The sequence below is a fragment of the Echinicola shivajiensis genome (assembly GCF_018642165.1).
GTDB classification, from domain to species: Bacteria; Bacteroidota; Bacteroidia; order Cytophagales; family Cyclobacteriaceae; genus Echinicola; species Echinicola shivajiensis.
Map to the genome: position 1 here is coordinate 1,113,353 of NZ_JAHHZM010000001.1, position 18,451 is coordinate 1,131,803.

At 39.9% G+C, this 18,451-nt stretch carries 18 protein-coding genes; 7 read left to right on the top strand and 11 right to left on the bottom strand.

Annotation, left to right across the window (positions count from 1 at the left end):
• Position 1: 1 nt before the first annotated feature.
• From KMW37_RS04315 to KMW37_RS04325, 3 genes are read right to left on the bottom strand one after another with little or no spacing between them, the layout of a single operon-like run.
• Positions 2-1,681, bottom strand: a complete 1,680-nt coding sequence (locus tag KMW37_RS04315) for a GMC oxidoreductase (protein ID WP_215223334.1) — start codon at positions 1,679-1,681, stop codon at positions 2-4.
• 39 nt (positions 1,682-1,720) lie between these two features.
• Positions 1,721-2,587: a hydroxypyruvate isomerase family protein gene (locus tag KMW37_RS04320; protein WP_246581324.1), complete on the bottom strand. Its 867-nt coding sequence runs from the start codon at positions 2,585-2,587 to the stop codon at positions 1,721-1,723.
• Between the two features lie 13 nt (positions 2,588-2,600).
• Entirely contained in the window at positions 2,601-3,833 is a 1,233-nt protein-coding gene (locus tag KMW37_RS04325) for a nucleoside permease (protein ID WP_215223335.1), read from the bottom strand.
• 276 nt (positions 3,834-4,109) lie between these two features.
• Here KMW37_RS04325 and KMW37_RS04330 point away from each other — a divergent pair, with 276 nt between their 5' ends.
• From KMW37_RS04330 to KMW37_RS04345, 4 genes are all read left to right on the top strand, one after another.
• Entirely contained in the window at positions 4,110-5,276 is a 1,167-nt protein-coding gene (locus KMW37_RS04330) for a Gfo/Idh/MocA family protein (RefSeq protein ID WP_215223336.1), read from the top strand.
• A gap of 161 nt (positions 5,277-5,437) precedes the next feature.
• On the top strand, positions 5,438-6,490 hold the full coding sequence (locus tag KMW37_RS04335; RefSeq protein WP_215223337.1) for a sugar phosphate isomerase/epimerase family protein: 1,053 nt from the start codon (positions 5,438-5,440) through the stop codon (positions 6,488-6,490).
• 33 nt (positions 6,491-6,523) lie between these two features.
• Positions 6,524-6,946, top strand: a complete 423-nt coding sequence (locus KMW37_RS04340) for a c-type cytochrome (RefSeq protein WP_215223338.1) — start codon at positions 6,524-6,526, stop codon at positions 6,944-6,946.
• A gap of 43 nt (positions 6,947-6,989) precedes the next feature.
• Positions 6,990-7,736 carry a 3-keto-disaccharide hydrolase gene (locus tag KMW37_RS04345; protein WP_215223339.1) on the top strand — a complete coding sequence of 249 codons (747 nt, stop codon included), beginning with the start codon at positions 6,990-6,992 and terminating at the stop codon, positions 7,734-7,736.
• Between the two features lie 159 nt (positions 7,737-7,895).
• Here KMW37_RS04345 and KMW37_RS04350 read toward each other — a convergent pair whose 3' ends face one another.
• The 8 genes from KMW37_RS04350 to KMW37_RS04385 form a co-directional block, all read right to left on the bottom strand.
• Positions 7,896-10,139 (bottom strand): NADP-dependent isocitrate dehydrogenase, encoded by a 2,244-nt coding sequence (locus KMW37_RS04350; RefSeq protein WP_215223340.1) that lies wholly within the window; start codon positions 10,137-10,139, stop codon positions 7,896-7,898.
• A gap of 350 nt (positions 10,140-10,489) precedes the next feature.
• The gene (gene panB / locus KMW37_RS04355) at positions 10,490-11,311 is read right to left on the bottom strand and encodes a 3-methyl-2-oxobutanoate hydroxymethyltransferase (RefSeq protein ID WP_215223341.1); all 822 of its coding nucleotides are present in this window, start codon (positions 11,309-11,311) and stop codon (positions 10,490-10,492) included.
• Between the two features lie 9 nt (positions 11,312-11,320).
• Positions 11,321-11,824 carry a phosphoribosyltransferase family protein gene (locus tag KMW37_RS04360; protein ID WP_215223342.1) on the bottom strand — a complete coding sequence of 168 codons (504 nt, stop codon included), beginning with the start codon at positions 11,822-11,824 and terminating at the stop codon, positions 11,321-11,323.
• Between the two features lie 140 nt (positions 11,825-11,964).
• Positions 11,965-12,894, bottom strand: coding sequence for a ribosome small subunit-dependent GTPase A (rsgA, locus tag KMW37_RS04365; protein WP_215223343.1), 930 nt, complete (start codon positions 12,892-12,894; stop codon positions 11,965-11,967).
• Entirely contained in the window at positions 12,887-14,137 is a 1,251-nt protein-coding gene (locus KMW37_RS04370; protein ID WP_215223344.1) for a 3-deoxy-D-manno-octulosonic acid transferase, read from the bottom strand. Before KMW37_RS04370 ends, rsgA begins: the two co-directional genes overlap by 8 nt.
• A gap of 102 nt (positions 14,138-14,239) precedes the next feature.
• Complete coding sequence (locus KMW37_RS04375) at positions 14,240-14,752, bottom strand: hypothetical protein (RefSeq protein ID WP_215223345.1); 513 nt, start codon at positions 14,750-14,752, stop codon at positions 14,240-14,242.
• A 119-nt stretch (positions 14,753-14,871) separates the two neighbouring features.
• Positions 14,872-15,501 (bottom strand): peroxiredoxin, encoded by a 630-nt coding sequence (locus KMW37_RS04380; RefSeq protein ID WP_215223346.1) that lies wholly within the window; start codon positions 15,499-15,501, stop codon positions 14,872-14,874.
• 41 nt (positions 15,502-15,542) lie between these two features.
• Positions 15,543-15,956 (bottom strand): Fur family transcriptional regulator, encoded by a 414-nt coding sequence (locus tag KMW37_RS04385; RefSeq protein WP_215223347.1) that lies wholly within the window; start codon positions 15,954-15,956, stop codon positions 15,543-15,545.
• Between the two features lie 149 nt (positions 15,957-16,105).
• Between KMW37_RS04385 and KMW37_RS04390 the strand changes: the two genes are divergently transcribed.
• Genes KMW37_RS04390 through KMW37_RS04400 form a run of 3 tightly spaced genes read left to right on the top strand, consistent with a single transcriptional unit; the run spans position 16,106 to position 18,451 of the window.
• Positions 16,106-17,095 (top strand): DUF6588 family protein, encoded by a 990-nt coding sequence (locus KMW37_RS04390; protein WP_215223348.1) that lies wholly within the window; start codon positions 16,106-16,108, stop codon positions 17,093-17,095.
• Positions 17,096-17,097: 2 nt separating this feature from the next.
• The gene (locus tag KMW37_RS04395; RefSeq protein WP_215223349.1) at positions 17,098-17,583 is read left to right on the top strand and encodes a low molecular weight protein-tyrosine-phosphatase; all 486 of its coding nucleotides are present in this window, start codon (positions 17,098-17,100) and stop codon (positions 17,581-17,583) included.
• Positions 17,576-18,451 carry a fructosamine kinase family protein gene (locus KMW37_RS04400; RefSeq protein ID WP_215223350.1) on the top strand — a complete coding sequence of 292 codons (876 nt, stop codon included), beginning with the start codon at positions 17,576-17,578 and terminating at the stop codon, positions 18,449-18,451. Before KMW37_RS04395 ends, KMW37_RS04400 begins: the two co-directional genes overlap by 8 nt.

Here is an 18,451-nt window from a genome sequence, read left to right on the forward strand (position 1 = left end):
ATTATAGGTTACCTTTTTTTAATTCTTCCACTGCAAAGCTTGCGGCCCTAGCCGTCATGGCCATATAGGTCAAGGACGGATTTACTGCTGAGGCAGAGGTCATCGCTGCTCCATCAGTTACAAATACGTTTTTCGCATCCCAAACTTGGTTGTTTCCATTCAGCACAGAGCTTTTAGGGTCTCTACCCATTCTAGCAGTACCCATCTCATGGATTCCTTGACCAAAAGTGTAGCCAGAATCATAAGTATTGACATCTTTAACTCCAGCTGCCTCTAACATTTCAGCAGCATCGTTCATCATGTCCTTCCTCATTTTTTCCTCATTTTCCTTGATTTCCGCATTCATCACCAAGGCATACATTCCCCACTTATCCTTCACTTCTTTACTCAATTTAATGGTATTTTCATGATACGGCAAAATTTCCCCAAATGCCATCATCCCCATACTCCACGGTCCTGGCTCCGTCAAAGCCTCTTTAAGCGGACCTCCAATATTCATTTCTCCTACATTACGGCTCCATCCACTTCTACTTGCTCCTCCCTGATAACCAAAACCGCGTACATAATCGCGCTTGTCATCTCCTACATTACGGAACCTTGGAATATAAACTCCTCCAGGCCTTCTACCGAAATAGTATTTATCCTCAAAACCTTCTACTTTTCCACTTGCTCCCAATCTGAAATGGTGATCCATCACATTGTGACCAAGCTCTCCTGAACTACTCCCTAATCCTTCTGGCCAAATATCGGTAGCAGAACGCATTAGAATCTGAGTTGAATTAAAAGCTGAAGCACATAAGAACACTATTTTGGATTTATACTCAATAGTCTCCATGGTCTCTGCATCGATCACCTCAACGCCTGTAGCTTTCTTTGTGTCTTTGTCATAAATCACCCTATTGGCAATGGAGAAAGGCCTCAAGGTTAGATTACCCGTTGCCATTGCCGCAGGCAAAGTGGAAGACTGTGTACTAAAGTACCCACCAAATGGACAGCCCAACCAACACTTGTTACGGTATTGACACCCAGGTCTTCCTGGAAGTGGCTGGGTAATATTTGCGATACGGGCGTTGATCAGGTGGCGTTTACCCTCGAAGCTCTTCTCAAGCCTTGCTTTTACATCCTTCTCCACACAGTTCATGGCCATTGGCGGCATAAATTGCCCATCAGGCAAAACGTCCAAACCGTCTTTATTTCCAGCTATACCTGCATGCTTCTCTACATAATCATACCAAGAGGCTATATCCTTATATCTTATCGGCCAATCAACAGCGATGCCTTCTTTTAAGTTGGCCTCAAAATCCAAGTCAGACCACCTGTAACTTTGTCTACCCCAAAGCAAAGAACGACCACCTACTTGGTATCCCCTGAACCAGGTAAAAGGCTTCTCTTCCACATATGGACTATCGTCCTCATGTGCCCACCAATCCAGCACTTGCTCATTGAGTACATAGTCTCTCTTCAAGTTAGGATGGTTTTCCACCATCTCCGTGGTTCTCCTTCCTCTGTGAGGAATTTCCCACGGTGCCTTGGTGGCATTCTTATAATCTTTTACGTGCTCCACATTTTGCCCTCTTTCAAGGAGCAAAACCTTCAATCCTTTTTCAGTCAATTCCTTGGCAGCCCAGCCGCCACTTATTCCGGAACCAACTACGATTGCATCGTACTCTTGATTAGCCATAATAAATTATTAGGTTTATAGGTTTATAGGTAATTTAAATTAGATATCACATAGAGCAATTGCTTCTCTTAAGGAAGCTGCTTTGTCTTTTGCCTTTGGAATAAATTCCTGAGCCACATGTCCTTTGAAACCTGTCTCTGCAATAGCCTTAACAATGGCAGGATAATTTAGCTCTTGACTCTCGTTAATTTCATTTCTACCTGGATTTCCACCGGTATGATAATGACCATAATACTGATGGTTCTTTCGAATAGTCCTGATCACATCTCCTTCATCGATCTGCATATGGTAAATATCATATAGCAATTTAAAATTATCACTATCCAATCTTTTGCATAACTCCACCCCCCATACACTCTTATCACACATATAATCTGGATGATCTACTTTACTGTTCAACAATTCCATCACCAAGGTAACACCATGTTTTTCAGCAATTGGCAATAATTTCTGCAAGCCTTTCACACTGTTCTGGAGTCCAGTCTCATCATCCATTCCGTTTCTGTTCCCACTGAAACAGATAAGATTTTTATAGCCGTTTTTTGCTACCAGAGGAATCATTTCAGTATAATTCTTAATCAGCTCATCATGGAATTCTGTATGACTAAAACCTTCCTCAAGACTGATTTCAGCACCATTACACATAGAGCTGTATACGCCATGTTTTTGAGCTGTAGGCCAATCTTTTGGCCCCATTAAGTCAATTGCATTAAATCCAATATCCTTAATCAATACACATAATTCATCTAAGGATAAATGACCATAAGTCCATCTACAAACAGAATGGTTGATATTCCCTTTAAGCATTTTTTGGTTATTCTTTGCGTTTAAATTCAAATAGGGCATGCCGCTAATTGCAGCAGTGCCCATGAGCATTTTCTTTAATGCGATCCTTCTTTCTGACATGTTTAGATCTAAATTATTCCGCAACTGGTGCAGGTTTCTTTTCTTTAAATGCCAATGCAAAAATCAAAGCTACCAAAACGGCTATTCCGGATGGAATCAACCAAATAGTTTCCCAGTTGTGAAGACCTTCAGCACCAGTGTAAGCATCAGTAATCATTCCAGCAACCCAGAACCCAATCAGCATTCCAACTCCATAGGTAGCTAGGGTAATCATTCCCTGGGCAGCGCTTTTGAACTTTTCACCTGCTTTGGAATCTGTATAAATTTGTCCTGAAACAAAGAAGAAATCATAACATATTCCGTGAAGCGCAATTCCTATCAAAAGCATGAATGAAAGTTCATTTACATTGCCATAAGCAAATAATGCATACCTGACCACCCAAGCGACCATCCCAACAAGTAAGGTTTTCTTGATCCCGAACTTACTAAAGAAAACCGGGAGAAGCAACATAAACAACACCTCACTCACCTGACCCAGAGCCATTTTACTCGTCAAATTGGTCATCTCAATCTCCCCTAAAAACAAGCTGGCATTCTGATAATAAAAAGCCAATGGAATACATATCATGATAGAAGCAATGAAAAAGATCAAGTAGTTTTTATCCTTAAGCAAAGCAAAAGCATCAAGACCTAAAATCTCAGAAATGGTTTTCTTTTCGCCTTTGGAAATCTTAGGCGGAGTTTTTGGAAGGACAAAGCTATAGATACCTAAAACAGCCGAAGCGATACAAGTCATCATAAAGGTATTTCTAAGCAATCCTTGGCCTGCTCCTTCTGCAGAATCCCAGCCAAACACCAAACTAATCACTAATCCTGCCACAATCCACCCAATGGTACCCCAAACTCTAATGGATCCAAATTCTTTTTCTGGATTGCTCATCTGGTTAAAAGAAACCGAATTCACCAAAGCCAAAGTCGGCATATATGCCACCATATAGGCAAATACATATGGGTAAAAAGTGGAAAAATCTTCGGCATTGTACATTTGGAACATCAATACTGCACCAATGATGTGTAATACGCCCAAGATTCTTTCTGCGTTAAAATACTTATCGGCAATTAGACCAATGATAAAAGGAGCAATAATAGCCCCAAATGACTGGGTTGAAAATGCTGCAGCACTTTGCGCACCAGTAGTACTAAGGTTTTTCTCGAGGAACAATCCCAAGGTCACAAACCAACCGCCCCAGATGAAGAATTCTAGGAACATCATAAAGGACAGCTTAAACTTGGTAGTAAAATTCATAAGGTTTAATACGGGTTTTTGATTATTTTAATAAGTCACATCTTAAAATGAAAAAGCCAAACTACTTAAATATTAATTTAAATTTTAGCGTTTTTCATTTAATTTTAGTTTTTGTATTTAAAGGACGTAAGTATAAATTATCTATTTATTAAAAGCATCACCACTCGTAATACTATATTACTTTTGGTCACTTTTGTGAGTAAAAAGACTGATAATTAGACGAATTAATCCTTAATTAATAAAAATTAATCCCAACATATAATCAAGAAAATAAAAATGGATCAACGCAAACTTCGTATGGGCATGATCGGCGGAGGGCCCGGTTCCTTTATCGGGGCAGTTCACCGAATAGCTGCAAATATGGATGGTAAAATTGAATTGGTAGCAGGAGCCTTTAGCAGCAATGCTGAAAAATCAGCCCAAGCGGGCGCAGAACTCTGCTTGGAAAGCCATAGAATTTACCAGTCTTATGATGAAATGTTTGAAAAGGAGAAACAACTCCCTGAAGACCAAAGGATCGATTTTGTCAGCATTGTCACTCCCAATCATGTCCACTTCGACCCCAGCATTAAAGCGTTGAAAAATGGTTTCCATGTAGTACTTGACAAACCCATGACATTAAGTTTTGAGGAAGCCAAGGAACTCAACAAAGTTATTGAAGAAACAGGCCTTTTATTTTGCCTGACACACACTTACACAGGATACCCAATGGTCAAAGAAGCCAGACAATTGGTAGCCAATGGAACCTTAGGTAATATCAGAAAAGTATATGTAGAATACCCGCAAGGCTGGCTTTGGAAGGATTTTTCTGAAGAAGAAAACAAACAAGCTGGATGGAGAACCGACCCTAAAAGAAGTGGGGTCGCAGGATGTATGGGAGACATTGGCACCCATGCCATGAACTTGGCGGAATATGTGAGTGGTCTTAAACTGGACAAACTCTGTGCAGACCTAAATACCACCCTTCCAGGCCGTATATTGGATGATGATGGGATCGTACTGCTGAGATTTGACAATGGTGCATCTGGGGTTTTGATGGCAAGCCAAATTGCCACTGGCGCAGAAAACAACCTAAGAATCAGAGTTTACGGGGACAAGGCAGGCCTTGAGTGGCAACAAGAGGATGCCAATAGTCTAATCGTAAGATATCCTGAGCAGCCTGACCAAATATATCGAGCAGGTGCCAACAACGCATACCTCTCCTCCTATGCTTTAGCCAACAGCAGAACACCAGCAGGACATCCTGAAGGATACCTAGAAGCTTTTGCCAACCATTATAGAAATTTCGCACGTACGCTTTTGGCCCAATCAAACGGACAGGAAGCTGAAAAAGAATGGCTTGACTTTCCTGGAACTGAAGACGGACTCAGAGGCATGGCTTTTATAGAACATGTGGTAAAAAGTGGCAAATCCGAGCAAAAATGGACTAAATTCGAATTATAGCACTTTAAAATAAAAGTCCACTTCTAACTAATAAGGTCTAATTCGGCCTTTTGAATGCAAAAAGCTTTAGAAATGTTAAAAAAATATTTCTAAAGGATGTATTTTGCAGTACTGATATTCGCTAAAACGATTAATTAAATAAACTTTTAAAAACCTATTGTATGAAAACCATCAAAGGCCCAGCCTTATTTATAGCACAGTTTGCAGATGACAATGCCCCTTTTAACAGCCTAAAAAGTATCAGTGAATGGGCTAGTAGTATTGGATACAAAGCCATACAAATCCCTTCATGGGACAGTAGATTCATCGATTTGCAAAAAGCTGCGGAGGACCTAGCCTATGCTGAAGAAATAAAAAGTACTGTAGAAAATGCTGGGCTCCAGATTTCTGAATTGAGTACGCATTTACAGGGACAACTAGTAGCTGTTAACCCTGCATATAATGAATTATTTGATGCCTTCGCTCCTGAAGAACTCAAAGGAGATTTGAAAGGTAAGTCTGCTTGGGCGACCCAACAATTAATGTATGCTGCCAAAGCATCTAAAAACCTTGGTCTCACTGCCCATGCCACCTTTAGTGGTGCTTTGATGTGGCACACAGTTTATCCTTGGCCACAACGTCCTGCGGGCCTAGTAGAGGCAGGTTTTGAAGAGCTGGCAAAAAGGTGGCTGCCAATATTGGATGAATTTGATAAAAATGGTGTAGATTTATGCTACGAATTGCACCCTGGAGAAGATTTGCATGATGGAGTGACTTTCGAAATGTTCCTTGAGAAAGTAGACCATCACCCTAGAGCAAATATTCTTTACGATCCAAGCCACTTCTTATTGCAGTGTTTGGATTATGTGGAATTTATCGATTTCTATCACGATAGAATCAAAATGTTCCATGTAAAAGATGCTGAATTCAATCCGACCGGAAAGCAAGGGGTATATGGAGGTTACCAAAGCTGGATCAATAGAGCTGGAAGATTCCGTTCTCTTGGTGATGGACAGGTAGATTTCAATGCTATCTTTAGCAAATTGTCCCAGTACGACTTTGACGGATGGGCAGTACTTGAATGGGAATGTGCCATCAAGCACCCTGAAGCCGGTGCCATTGAAGGTGCTAAATTTATCAGTGAAAAAATCATTAGGGTAACAGAAAAAACCTTTGATGACTTTGCTTCTGCCGGCACGGATGAAGCACTGAACAAAAAAATATTAGGAATTTAATTACAAACCAAATCAAACAAACCTATAGAACTAATGAATATCAGCAAACTAGCTAGCGCAGGCGCAATAGCTCTTGCAGGATTTGCCTACGCATGTGGTGGCGGATCAGACACAAAAACAGAAGCTACATCCACTCCTGCTGCAACTACACCAGCAAAGGAGATGAGCTTTGACGAAATGTACAAGGATAACCCTACCTACCTAGAAGGACAGACACTTGTTAAAGGATCTGATTGTATGAGCTGCCATATGGTTGAGCGTAAAATCGTGGGGCCTTCTTATAAGGATGTAGCTGCCAAGTATGAAAGCACTGAAGAAAACATCGCTACTTTGGCTGAACACGTAATCAAAGGAAACTCTGGTGTTTGGGGAGAAGTGCCAATGCCTGCTCACCCTGGTCTTTCTGAAGATGATGCCAAAAAAATGGTGAAATACATTTTATTATTGAAAAAATAAACCCATCAAGGAGGGCTCAATGCCCTCTTTTATCATTATCCCTATGAAAAAAACCTTATTATCTCTATCAGCCCTTATCCTATTAGCAACCACTGCTTGTGGATCCGGCCAGAGCAACGAAAACACTTCCAAATCAGAAGAGGAGATTAAAGTAGAAAGTACCTCTGATAAAAGTGAAGGTGATTGGACCATTCTCTTTGATGGCTCTAATACTGACAGCTGGAAAACCTATAATAAAGAAGCATTAGGCGCAGCGTGGAAAACAAAAGATGGTGTATTGTACCTTGACTCTTCTGAAAAGGAAGGAAGAGGGGACATTGTTACCAAAAATGAATACAGCAATTTCCACCTCAAGCTTGAGTGGAAAATCTCTGACAACGGTAACTCTGGAATCATGTTCATGGTACATGAAGATGAGCAATTCAGACACCCTTATGTTACAGGTCCTGAATACCAATTGTTGGATGATGAAGGTCACCCTGACGGCAAAAACTTAAAACACCGTACTGCAGACCTATATGACATGATCCAAGCTACAGAAGAGGCTTCTAACCCAGTAGGAGAATGGAATACTACAGAAATCATTGTTGAAGATGCTAAATTAACCTTCAAACTAAACGGAGTAACCACTGTGGAAACTACCATGTGGGATGACAGCTGGAAAGAGCTTATCGCGGGAAGTAAATTCAAAAACGCAGAGCATTTCGGGATTTACAAGAAAGGTAAAATCGCCCTTCAAGACCATGGAAATGATGTCTTCTTCAAGAATATTATGATCAAGGAATTGTAATAATCAAAATCTATAAAATTAATAAAGCTGGCAAATGTCAGCTTTTTTTTATTTCCCCTGAGCAGCGGAATAAAAGCAAGACTCGGGATTCTTCCCCAGTACACCATAAAAAAGGCCATCCGCCTAGGCGGATGGCCTTTTACTATTTTAAATCATATTTTAAACACTTGCTACTACCATTTCCAAGATGCCGTTTAAGGTCTTGCTTGGTCGCATGGCATTAGAAGTCTTTTCTTCATTTGGCTTATAATAACCTCCGATATCAACAGGACTTCCTTGTGCTCCATTAAGCTCAGCAATAATCACTTCTTCTTTCTCCCCCATAGCTTTGGCAATCTTAGTGAAGACCTCTTTCAAGGCAGCATCACTATCCTGCGCAGCCAATGCTTCTGCCCAATATAAAGCCAAATAGAAATGACTGCCACGGTTGTCCAACTCATTCACCTTACGAGAAGGAGATTTGCCATTTAACAAGAACTTAGTAGTGGCTTCATCCAAAGTCTTTCCTAGAACGATGGCTCTATCATTATTGAAAGTATTGCCCAAGTGCTCCAAAGAAACAGCCAATGCCAAGAATTCACCCAATGAATCCCATCTTAAGTGACCTTCTTCCACAAACTGCTGAACGTGCTTAGGGGCTGATCCACCGGCACCAGTTTCAAATAACCCGCCGCCATTCATTAAAGGCACAATTGAAAGCATTTTGGCACTGGTACCCAATTCCAAAATAGGAAACAAATCAGTTAAATAATCTCTAAGAACATTTCCTGTTACAGAGATGGTATCTTTACCTTCTTTGATTCTTTCCAGGGAGAAACGAGTCGCTTCCACTGGAGAAAGGATCTTGATTTCCAATCCCTCGGTATCGTGCTCTGGTAGATATTTGTTGACTTTTTTGATCAATTCAGCATCATGAGCCCTATTGCTATCCAACCAGAAAACAGCAGGCACGCCTGTAGCTCTTGCACGATTCACTGCCAATTTCACCCAATCTTGGATAGGTGCATCTTTGGTTTGGCACATTCTCCAGATATCGCCTTTTTCAACTACGTGCTCCATCAAGGTTTCTCCTGAAGCGGCAAGTACTTTCACGGTTCCATCAGCTGGAATTTCAAAAGTCTTATCATGGGATCCATATTCTTCTGCCTTCTGGGCCATCAAACCAACATTAGGCACACTGCCCATCGTGGTTGGATCGAAAGCGCCATTTTTCTTACAGAAGTCAATGGTTTCCTGGTAAACGCCAGCATATGAACGGTCTGGAATGACTGCCTTGGTATCCTGCAATTCATCATTTTTGTTCCACATCTGACCAGAAGTTCTGATCATTGCTGGCATAGAAGCATCTATGATCACATCACTAGGTACATGAAGGTTGGTGATACCTTTATGAGAATTCACCATAGCCAAATCAGGGCTATCAGCATAACAGGCCTCAATATCAGCCTCGATTTCTTGACGCTTATCCGCTGAAAGTTTGTCCAAAGCACTGATCAAATCACCAAATCCATTATTAACATCCACACCAATCTCCTGAATGGTCTGGGCATGCTTTTCAAATACTGGTGCAAAGAATACCTTAACAGCATGACCAAAGATGATAGGATCAGAAACCTTCATCATGGTTGCTTTCATGTGCAATGAGAACAAAATCCCTTGCTTTTTCGCATCTTCTTTCTGTTCTGCAAGGAATTCAGTCAATTTCTTTACGCTCATTACAGAAGCATCGATCACTTCACCTTCCTGAAGTTTCAAAGCTTCCTTCAGCACAGTTACCTTTCCATCTTTTCCTTCCAACTGGATTTTTATAGTTCCTTCTTCAGGCATGGTTACAGATTGCTCACTTCCATAGAAGTCTCCTTCACTCATACTAGCAACGTGGGATTTGGAGTCTGCACTCCACTTACCCATGCTGTGAGGATTATTTCTAGCGTATTGCTTCACTGCCTGAGGAGCTCTTCTATCTGAATTCCCTTCTCTCAAAACAGGGTTTACAGCACTTCCCTTTATCTTATCATATTTCGCCTTGATACCTTTTTCCTCCTCAGTCTTTGGCTCATCAGGATAATCAGGCAAGGCATAACCTTGTCCTTGAAGCTCCTTAATGGCCGCTTTAAGCTGAGGAATAGAAGCACTGATATTGGGAAGTTTTACGATATTGGCTTCAGGAGTTTTGGCGATCTCACCCAATTCTGCCAAAGCATCACCTATACGTTGCTCTTCCTTCAAAAATTCCGGAAAATTAGCTATGATCCTTCCCGATAATGATATATCCCTTGTCTCTACTGCCACACCAGCTGAATCGGTAAAAGATTTGATAATCGGCAACAAAGAATAGGTTGCCAAAGCTGGTGCCTCATCGGTCAGCGTATAGAGGATCTTCGGTGTTTTTGTAGTGGTCATTTTATTAAAATTTGACACAACAAAGCGCAGCAAGAAGCCGGCCTTGGTGTATTTTACTGATTAATTAAATAATTTGATAAATGCCTGAGCACTCGAATTTGCCGCTAAATTAAGCAAAATATCGCGTTTTCAAAGGTTTAAAACGGAATTGGACAGCCCTACCCTGGTTTCAGAAACGGGCTATCAAACATATTTACTTTGCTTATTCCCTTCAAGGAAAGGCAATTCCAATAAAAATTCTTTTAGAAAGGTGTTTTTATAAAATTAATTAGGAATATCAAGACATAGAAAGGCTTAATATTCCCATAAAATCTTGATCTCTAAGGTCCAAATACCTTGTTTTTATAGGATCAATAACTCTCTTTGTCACTAGGAAAGTCTTCAGACTTTACATCTTTGATATAATTCTCCACCGCTTCGGTCATCACTCCTCTCAAATCAGCATATTGTCTTAAAAAGCGGGGCTTAAACTCTTGGGTAATCCCCAACATATCATGCACGACCAATACCTGCCCATCCACATGTGGACCAGCACCGATACCTATCACTGGTATCGAAACAGTCTCAGCTACTCGCTTCGCCAAAGCGGCAGGGATTTTCTCCAAAACAATGGCAAAACAACCACATTCCTCCAGCACCTTCGCATCTGAAATAAGCTTTTCCGCCTCATCTTCTTCTTTAGCTCGAACAGTATAAGTTCCGAATTTGTATATTGACTGTGGGGTCAAGCCAAGATGCCCCATTACAGGAACTCCCGCACTTAAAATCCTTACCACTGACTCTCTGATTTCCGCACCTCCTTCTACCTTTACTGCGTGGGCTCCAGATTCCTTCATGATTCTGATGGTCGACCTAAGGGCCTCAGAGGAATTTCCCTGGTAAGAACCAAAAGGGATATCAACCACTACAAATGAACGTTTTACAGCCCTCACTACTGAAGAAGCATGATAAATCATTTGGTCGAGTGTAATGGGTAGCGTGGTCTCATGCCCCGCCATAACATTGGAAGCTGAATCCCCTACTAGGATAATATCAATTCCGGCAGTATCTAAAATACCGGCCATGGAAAAATCATATGCCGTCAGCATGGAGATTTTTTCTCCACGATTTTTCATTTCTTGAAGCACATGAGTGGTTATTCTTTTAATATTCGAAGACTGATGAACAGACATAGCAGTGGGTTATTGTAAATAAACGGTAGAGTCCTCTTCTGAAAGATTCACGACAATGTTTTCGCTAAGGGTGGTGGCCAGCTCATAGCCAGTATAATCAGCGGCTATAGGAAAAAGCTTATGACTTCTGTTGACCAATACAGCCACTTCTATTTTTTTGACCTCATATTTCAAAAAAGGATCTATGGCATAGGTCAATGTCCTTGCTGAATTAAGTACATCATCCACTACGATCAGACACTTGTTTTTAAAATCAAATTCCTCTGAAAGTTGCACAGGAGGCTGAACTTTGGTAAACTTATCAATGGTAATCATCATTTTCTTCACTTCAATAGTGGAGATTTCCTTTACCTTTTCAGCTAGCAGGCCAGCAAATACATAGCCCATTCCAGATATACCTGCAAAAATAATTTCTTCCTCACCCACATTCCTTTCATATATCTCAAAAGCTATCCGGGTGATTTTTTGTTGGATTTGCTTATGGTTCAGCACCAGTGTTTTGATTTCGCTCATGTTTGTATCTTCAAACTGTTTGAAAGCCGAAAATTAGCTCAAATGCCAATGGATTCAAAGATTTGAATATGATAAAATCCATCCTATTCTATCTAATCCAAAATAATTAAATTTGCTATTGGCTTATACTTTTATATTTATCAACGATGAGAATCTTCCTCATGCATGATTTTCACATAACTATCATAACGATAAGGGTGGATATATCCCTCCTCTAGTACTTCTAACACCTTACAGCCAGGTTCTGTAAGATGCTTGCAGTTATTGTACTTACACTGACCTAAGTATTTTCTCATCTCCACAAAATAGTGGGAAAGTTCTTCATCATCAATATCCAAAATACCAAACTCCTTTATCCCTGGGGTATCTATCAGATACCCTCCTCCTTTTACAGGAAACATTTCAGCAAATGTAGTGGTATGCACCCCCTTTGAAGTATAATTGGAAACCTCTTGGGTGGACTGCTGGGCATTTGGAATTAATTTATTCAACAAAGTGGACTTACCCACTCCTGAGTGACCTGACAGCAAAGTAGTTTTATCCTGTAGTTTCTCTAAAAACTCCTTTTCCAGCTCTTCATCATTCAAAGCTGAAATTTCTAAAACAGGATAGCCCAAAGGCTCATAAATTTCATGAATATCTTGCAAAAACTCCTTATCCTTCACCTTAGAAACCAAGTCCATCTTGTTTACTACAATGGTAGTAGGAATCCTGAAACTCTCCGTACTAACAATAAATCGATCTATAAAACCCAAAGAAGTACGAGGCTGCCTAAGGGTAATCACAAGAAATGCCTGATCAATATTGGATGCAAGGATATGGGAAAAATGGCTTTTTCGAGTGGACTTCCTGATTATATAGTTTTCCCGGGGCATGATTTCTGCAATTACAGCCGTTTCTTGGTTTTCCTCCTTTACCAAAGAAACATAATCCCCTACAGCAATAGGATTGGTCAACTTCAAATCACTTTGTTTGAATTTCCCTCTTAACCTGGCTTGAATGGATTCACCCTCAATTTCCACAGTATACCAACTTCCCGTTGATCGAATTACCCTTCCTTTTTTATTCATTGAATGATTTTTTCACGCCACTGATGATTTTCTGAGCACTTCCCAGGTTTTCCCTCACCAAAACATCCGCAGATTTTGCTGCTTTCTTGTATGCATTAATCGCCTCCAAATCTACTATTATTTTCTCAAACGAAGCTGCGTCTACAATCTCAAAACCGCAACCTGCCCCCTGACTAATCGCTGCCTCAGGAAACTTACTGACTTTTTTCAACTTCCCAAAAAGCACGGGAACCCTAAAGGCCAAAGGCTCTAAAATATTGTGCAAGCCCTTTCCAAAAGCCCCTCCTACATAGGCAATATGAGCAAACTGATAAAGGGAGGACAGCATGCCTACATTATCTATAAACAGCACTTCCTTCTTGTCCAATTCTGCTTCTTTAATCTCTGAATACTTAATGCTTGACTTATTTATTGCTTTCGACCATGTATCGATCACTTTTTGATCAATATCATGTGGCGCGATAATATATTTATATTGAGAATATTTATTGATAAATGGAATGATCAAATCCATATCTTCTTGCCAGGCACTACCTATTACAATAACAGGAGCCCCATTGACAAATGACTCCAATTTGGGAAACTTTTTAGGGTTTTCACTGATTGCCTGAACATTATCAAACCTAGTATCCCCAGCAATGGAAACTTGCTCGACCTCTATTTTTCTCAATAAATCTTCAGTTTGCTTATTTTGAGTAAAAATATGATCAAACGACTTCAAAACTTTTCTAAAAAAACCTCCATAGGACTGGAAATACACCTGTTCCTTTCGCATGGAAGCCGAAAATAAAAACAAGGGAATTTGTCGGTTTTTAGCCTCCAAAATATAGTTGGCCCATAAATCATACTTCACAAAGAAGACAATTTCAGGCTTTACAATATTCAAAAATTGCTGGACATTTGAATTAGTATCAAATGGCAAATAAGTAATAATATCTACATTAGGCTGAGATTTCTTTATCACATTTTCATAGCCACTGGGACTGAAAAAAGTCACCAATACGGCACTATCAGCATAGGTCTTTTTCAAGGCAGCAATAACAGGTTTTGCCTGCTCATACTCCCCCAAAGAAGCTACATGAAACCATACTATCTTGCCCGAAAATCCATTTCTAAAAGTTTGGAGCTGATCAAAAACCCCCTCTCTTCCTTTAACTAATCTGGCCAACTTGGACTTTCCTCCTTTAGTCAACTGCAACATCCCAGACATCGCCCAAACAGAAAAATCATATAACACCTTCATGCCCAAAATTAACAAGATCGGAACAAACCACCTTCATTATTCCATAATAAAAAAGCCTTAGGTCCATCCTGTAAAGCTTCTTCATTGATCATTCTTCTAAACTCATTCTAACCATTCGATGATTTCCAAATTAAAACCAAAAAAACAATCATCAACACAGCTTTCTGGAACATACCCGCAACTCTGCACAAGTCCATTGTCAAAGGCGGTAAAATAGATGGTATTTATTTTAGGATCAACAGACAAATATTCTTCCTTACAAATATCATAAAGTTCATCCAAGGTAAGAGGATCAGTTCCTTCCTCATTTACCCCTACTTCTTCTCCTTCCTCCACATAAAAATCCACAAGTTCCTGTCCACCCTCATTATCTACATTATAACTTTTAAACACTCTTTTGGTAACCAAACCATTTTGGACAGTAATAGTCGTCTGTGAACTATAGCCGGTCCATGATGAAGTACTTACTTGATAACGGTAGGATTCATCGTTCTGTGATTTAAGAACTTGCCATTTTTTTTCACTTTTCTCCAATTGATTTTGCTGGTCATTATCATCACAAGAAAGAAGAAACAAAGCAAGTAAAATGGAAGTAGTAATTTTAAAAGCATTCATCTTGAAATTGTTTAGTTAAAAATATACTCCCCACTAGAACGTAAGAAACTCCATAAATGCTACAAAAAAAAGCCCCGAAAAACTTCCGGGGCCTTACTATTGAAATTCTTCTCTAAGAATTAGTTTTTAGAAAGGTATTCGGATACACTTTCTTTTGTAGCTTTCATAGCTTCTTTTCCTTCTTCCCAGTTAGCAGGACAAACTTCTCCATACTTTTCTACGTGCTGAAGTGCATCTACCAATCTGATCATCTCATCGATGTTTCTTCCTAGAGGAAGGTCATTGATAGTTTCGTGTCTTACTACACCAGCTTTGTCAATCAAGAATGAACCTCTGAATGCTACTGGAGCGCCTTCATAAGTAAGTTCTCCTTCTTCATTATAGTTCCACTCACCTGCCAAAACGCCAAAGTTATGGGCTACGGTTTTAGCTGGATCAGCAACCAATGGATAAGTAACACCTTCAATGCCACCGTTAGCTTTAGGAGTAGACAACCAAGCAAGGTGAGTTTCTTCAGTGTCGCAAGAAGCTCCTACAACCGCTACACCTCTTTTCTCGAACTCGGCCAATTTCTCCTGGAAAGCCAAGATCTCAGTAGGGCAAACGAAAGTAAAATCTTTTGGGTAGAAATAGAAGATAACTTCTTGCTTACCGATAAACTGCTCCAAAGAGAAGTTTTCTACGATTTCCTCTCCGTTGATAACTGCTGGTGCGCTAAATAAAGGGGCTTTTTTTCCTACTAATGACATACTTTTAAATTTTAATTGATTAGTTATGTTTAATTTATTTTCTACTTATTGTGGCCTTTTAGGACCACTTCTATATCTTCAACTTCAAAATCCTTGATTTTATTTTTCTCAAAGAACTCTTTGATCAAGGCCTCCAATTGGTGGTTGTGGTAATCTCTGATTTCATTTGTTTCCTTGTCATATAAATGACTATGAGCCTCTAGTACAGCATCAAAGCGCATCACGCCGTTGGTATCTATAAACTTCTGGATGATCTTTGCATTGACAAAAGTATCCAGTGTCTTATAGACTGTACCCAATGATATACTGGGGTTGTTTCCCTTGACCTGTTCATAAACCCACTCAGCCGTAGGATGACTATGAGTCTGCGATACAGCTTCATATATCACCATGCGCTGATGAGTAAACTTCAGCCCACCACTTGAAATCTTATTTTTTACCGCTTCAATATTCATTCAGTGTTAAGAATGATTCTTATCTAGTAATAGTTCCGCAAAACTATAGAAGTTCTTCAATTTTTCAAAAATTATTTTTTCAGGTACTTTTTGCCCTAAAAGATTCCTCTAAATTTCCTTACCTTTATCTTTTAAAACCACCAATATCAATGAAGAAAATATTACATTTTTGTTTAATTGGGCTCATATTAGTGAGTTCCAAAGCTTTTGGACAGGGTGATGTGGACGTTGAACAAATCCTTCGTGCGGGAGTTAAAGATTTAAATACCTACATGGGGTATTACGTAGAACCTGCCGCGAAAGGTTTTATTTACAGCATGGGAAGCGGATGGTCTCAGACTGCCAAACCTCACAGCACCTTTGGGTTTGACATCAAATTTGGATTAGGAGCAGCTTCGGTCCCAAGCAAGTATGAATCTTTCACATTTGACCCAAATGAATATGATAACCTTAGGGTAATAGGAGCTAATGGTCCAAAAGAACTACCTACCCTATTTGGTGATACGGAAACCAATTCCACTTTAGGAATTTATGAGGGCGGTGAACTGATTGCGGAGGTTGAAGTCCCTCCAGGTGTGGACATCCCTGTAAAATATGTCCCTGCTCCAACTATCCAGGCTGCCCTGGGTCTGCCAGCAGGATTTGAATTGGTTGGAAGATTTATACCTAAATTGAAAATAGATGATGCCGAAATCTCCCAATGGGGATTAGGAGTAAAACATGATATAAAACAGCATATTCCAGGATTAAAATTATTACCTTTTGATCTATCAGCACTTGTTGCATATAATAGCTTAAAGTCCAGTTATATCATTGATAAAACAGAAAACCAACATGGTAAAATGGATGTAGAATCATGGACCTTCCAAGGTATTATTAGTAAAAAATTATCTATTATTACCTTTTATGGTGCATTTGGCTATAATACTGGCCAATCAGCTTATCAGGTATTGGGAGACTATAGTGTTGAAGGTTTATCAGAGCCAATAGAGGATCCTGTGAACTTGAAATATGATATAGCAGGAGCAATGGGCACCTTAGGACTAAGGTTTAAATTTGGGCCAATATTCCTTAGTGGAGATTACACCTTCCAGGAATACAATACCATTAATGTAGGACTAGGAGTATCAATTAGATAAAAATGATCAAAGTTTTATTCGTTTGCTTAGGAAATATTTGTCGCTCTCCTTTAGCGGAAGCCATCTTTAATCATCAAATCCAAGAATTGAATTTACCTCATAAATTCAAGAGTGACAGCTGTGGCACTTCTGATTACCATATTGGGGAACTACCTGATGAGCGCAGCATCAAGTGCGCTAACGGCCACGGCATAAAAATTTCCCACAGGGGAAGACAACTTTCCCACGCTGATATCCGTGACTTTCACTATATCATTGCCATGGACAAGTCCAACAGGTCCAACATATACAAATTAATGGACACCTATAACCAGTCCCATGATCAAATCCATTTGATGCGGGATTTTCAGCCCAATGCTGAATCTGAAGAGGTACCAGACCCTTATTATGGAGGTGAAGATGGATTTGAAAATGTATATAAAATTCTGGATGAATCCATCAAAGAATTGATTGCCAAACTACTAAAAGAACATCAAGTATATGCTTAATAAGCCCAATTCTTTTTATGAAGAAGTCTTATATGATGCTATACATGAACCTACAAAAATAAATTCCGTCCGACTAATCTCTGCCGGAACAATGAATCAAAGCGTACTCTTGGAAACCGACAAGGGTGCGCTTTTTTTGAAATCAAACCATTTTGAGTCAGCAAATATTTTCCATCAAGAACTCAAAGGTCTGACACTATTACACAAGCATACCCCTTTACAAATTCCAAAGACCATTGGGGCAGGAAGAATTAAAGACCAAAACTACCTACTGATAGAGTGGATACCTGGAGGCTATCCCAATCCCCAGTATTGGGAAACACTGGGACATGGACTAGCAGAACTTCACATGGCTACTTCCCCAAAATTCGGTCTAGATGAAGACAACTACATAGCCATACTTCCACAAAGCAACAAATACAGCAGTAACTGGGCTGATTTTTATGCTGAACAAAGATTGGACCCCATGCTGGGAAAAGCTTTTTATGATGGCTTGATCAGTAAAGACTTTTACAAAAAGTTTCAAAATCTCTACCCAAAACTCCCCGATCTTATCCCAAACGAAAAACCAGCATTACTTCATGGGGACTTATGGTCGGGAAATGTCATTGTCAATGCAAAGGGCGATCCTTGCCTGATAGACCCGGCTGTATATTATGGACATAGGGAAATAGACCTTGCATTTTCAAAACTTTTCGGAGGATTCCAAAGCCGCTTTTACGAAGCTTATGGAGACATTTTCCCTCTTGAGCCTGACTTTGAAACCAGGGCCGACATACATAATCTTTACCCCCTTCTGGTTCACCTCAACCTATTTGGTCAAAGCTACCTACCTGGCATCAAGAAAGTACTCAAAAAATTCCTTTGA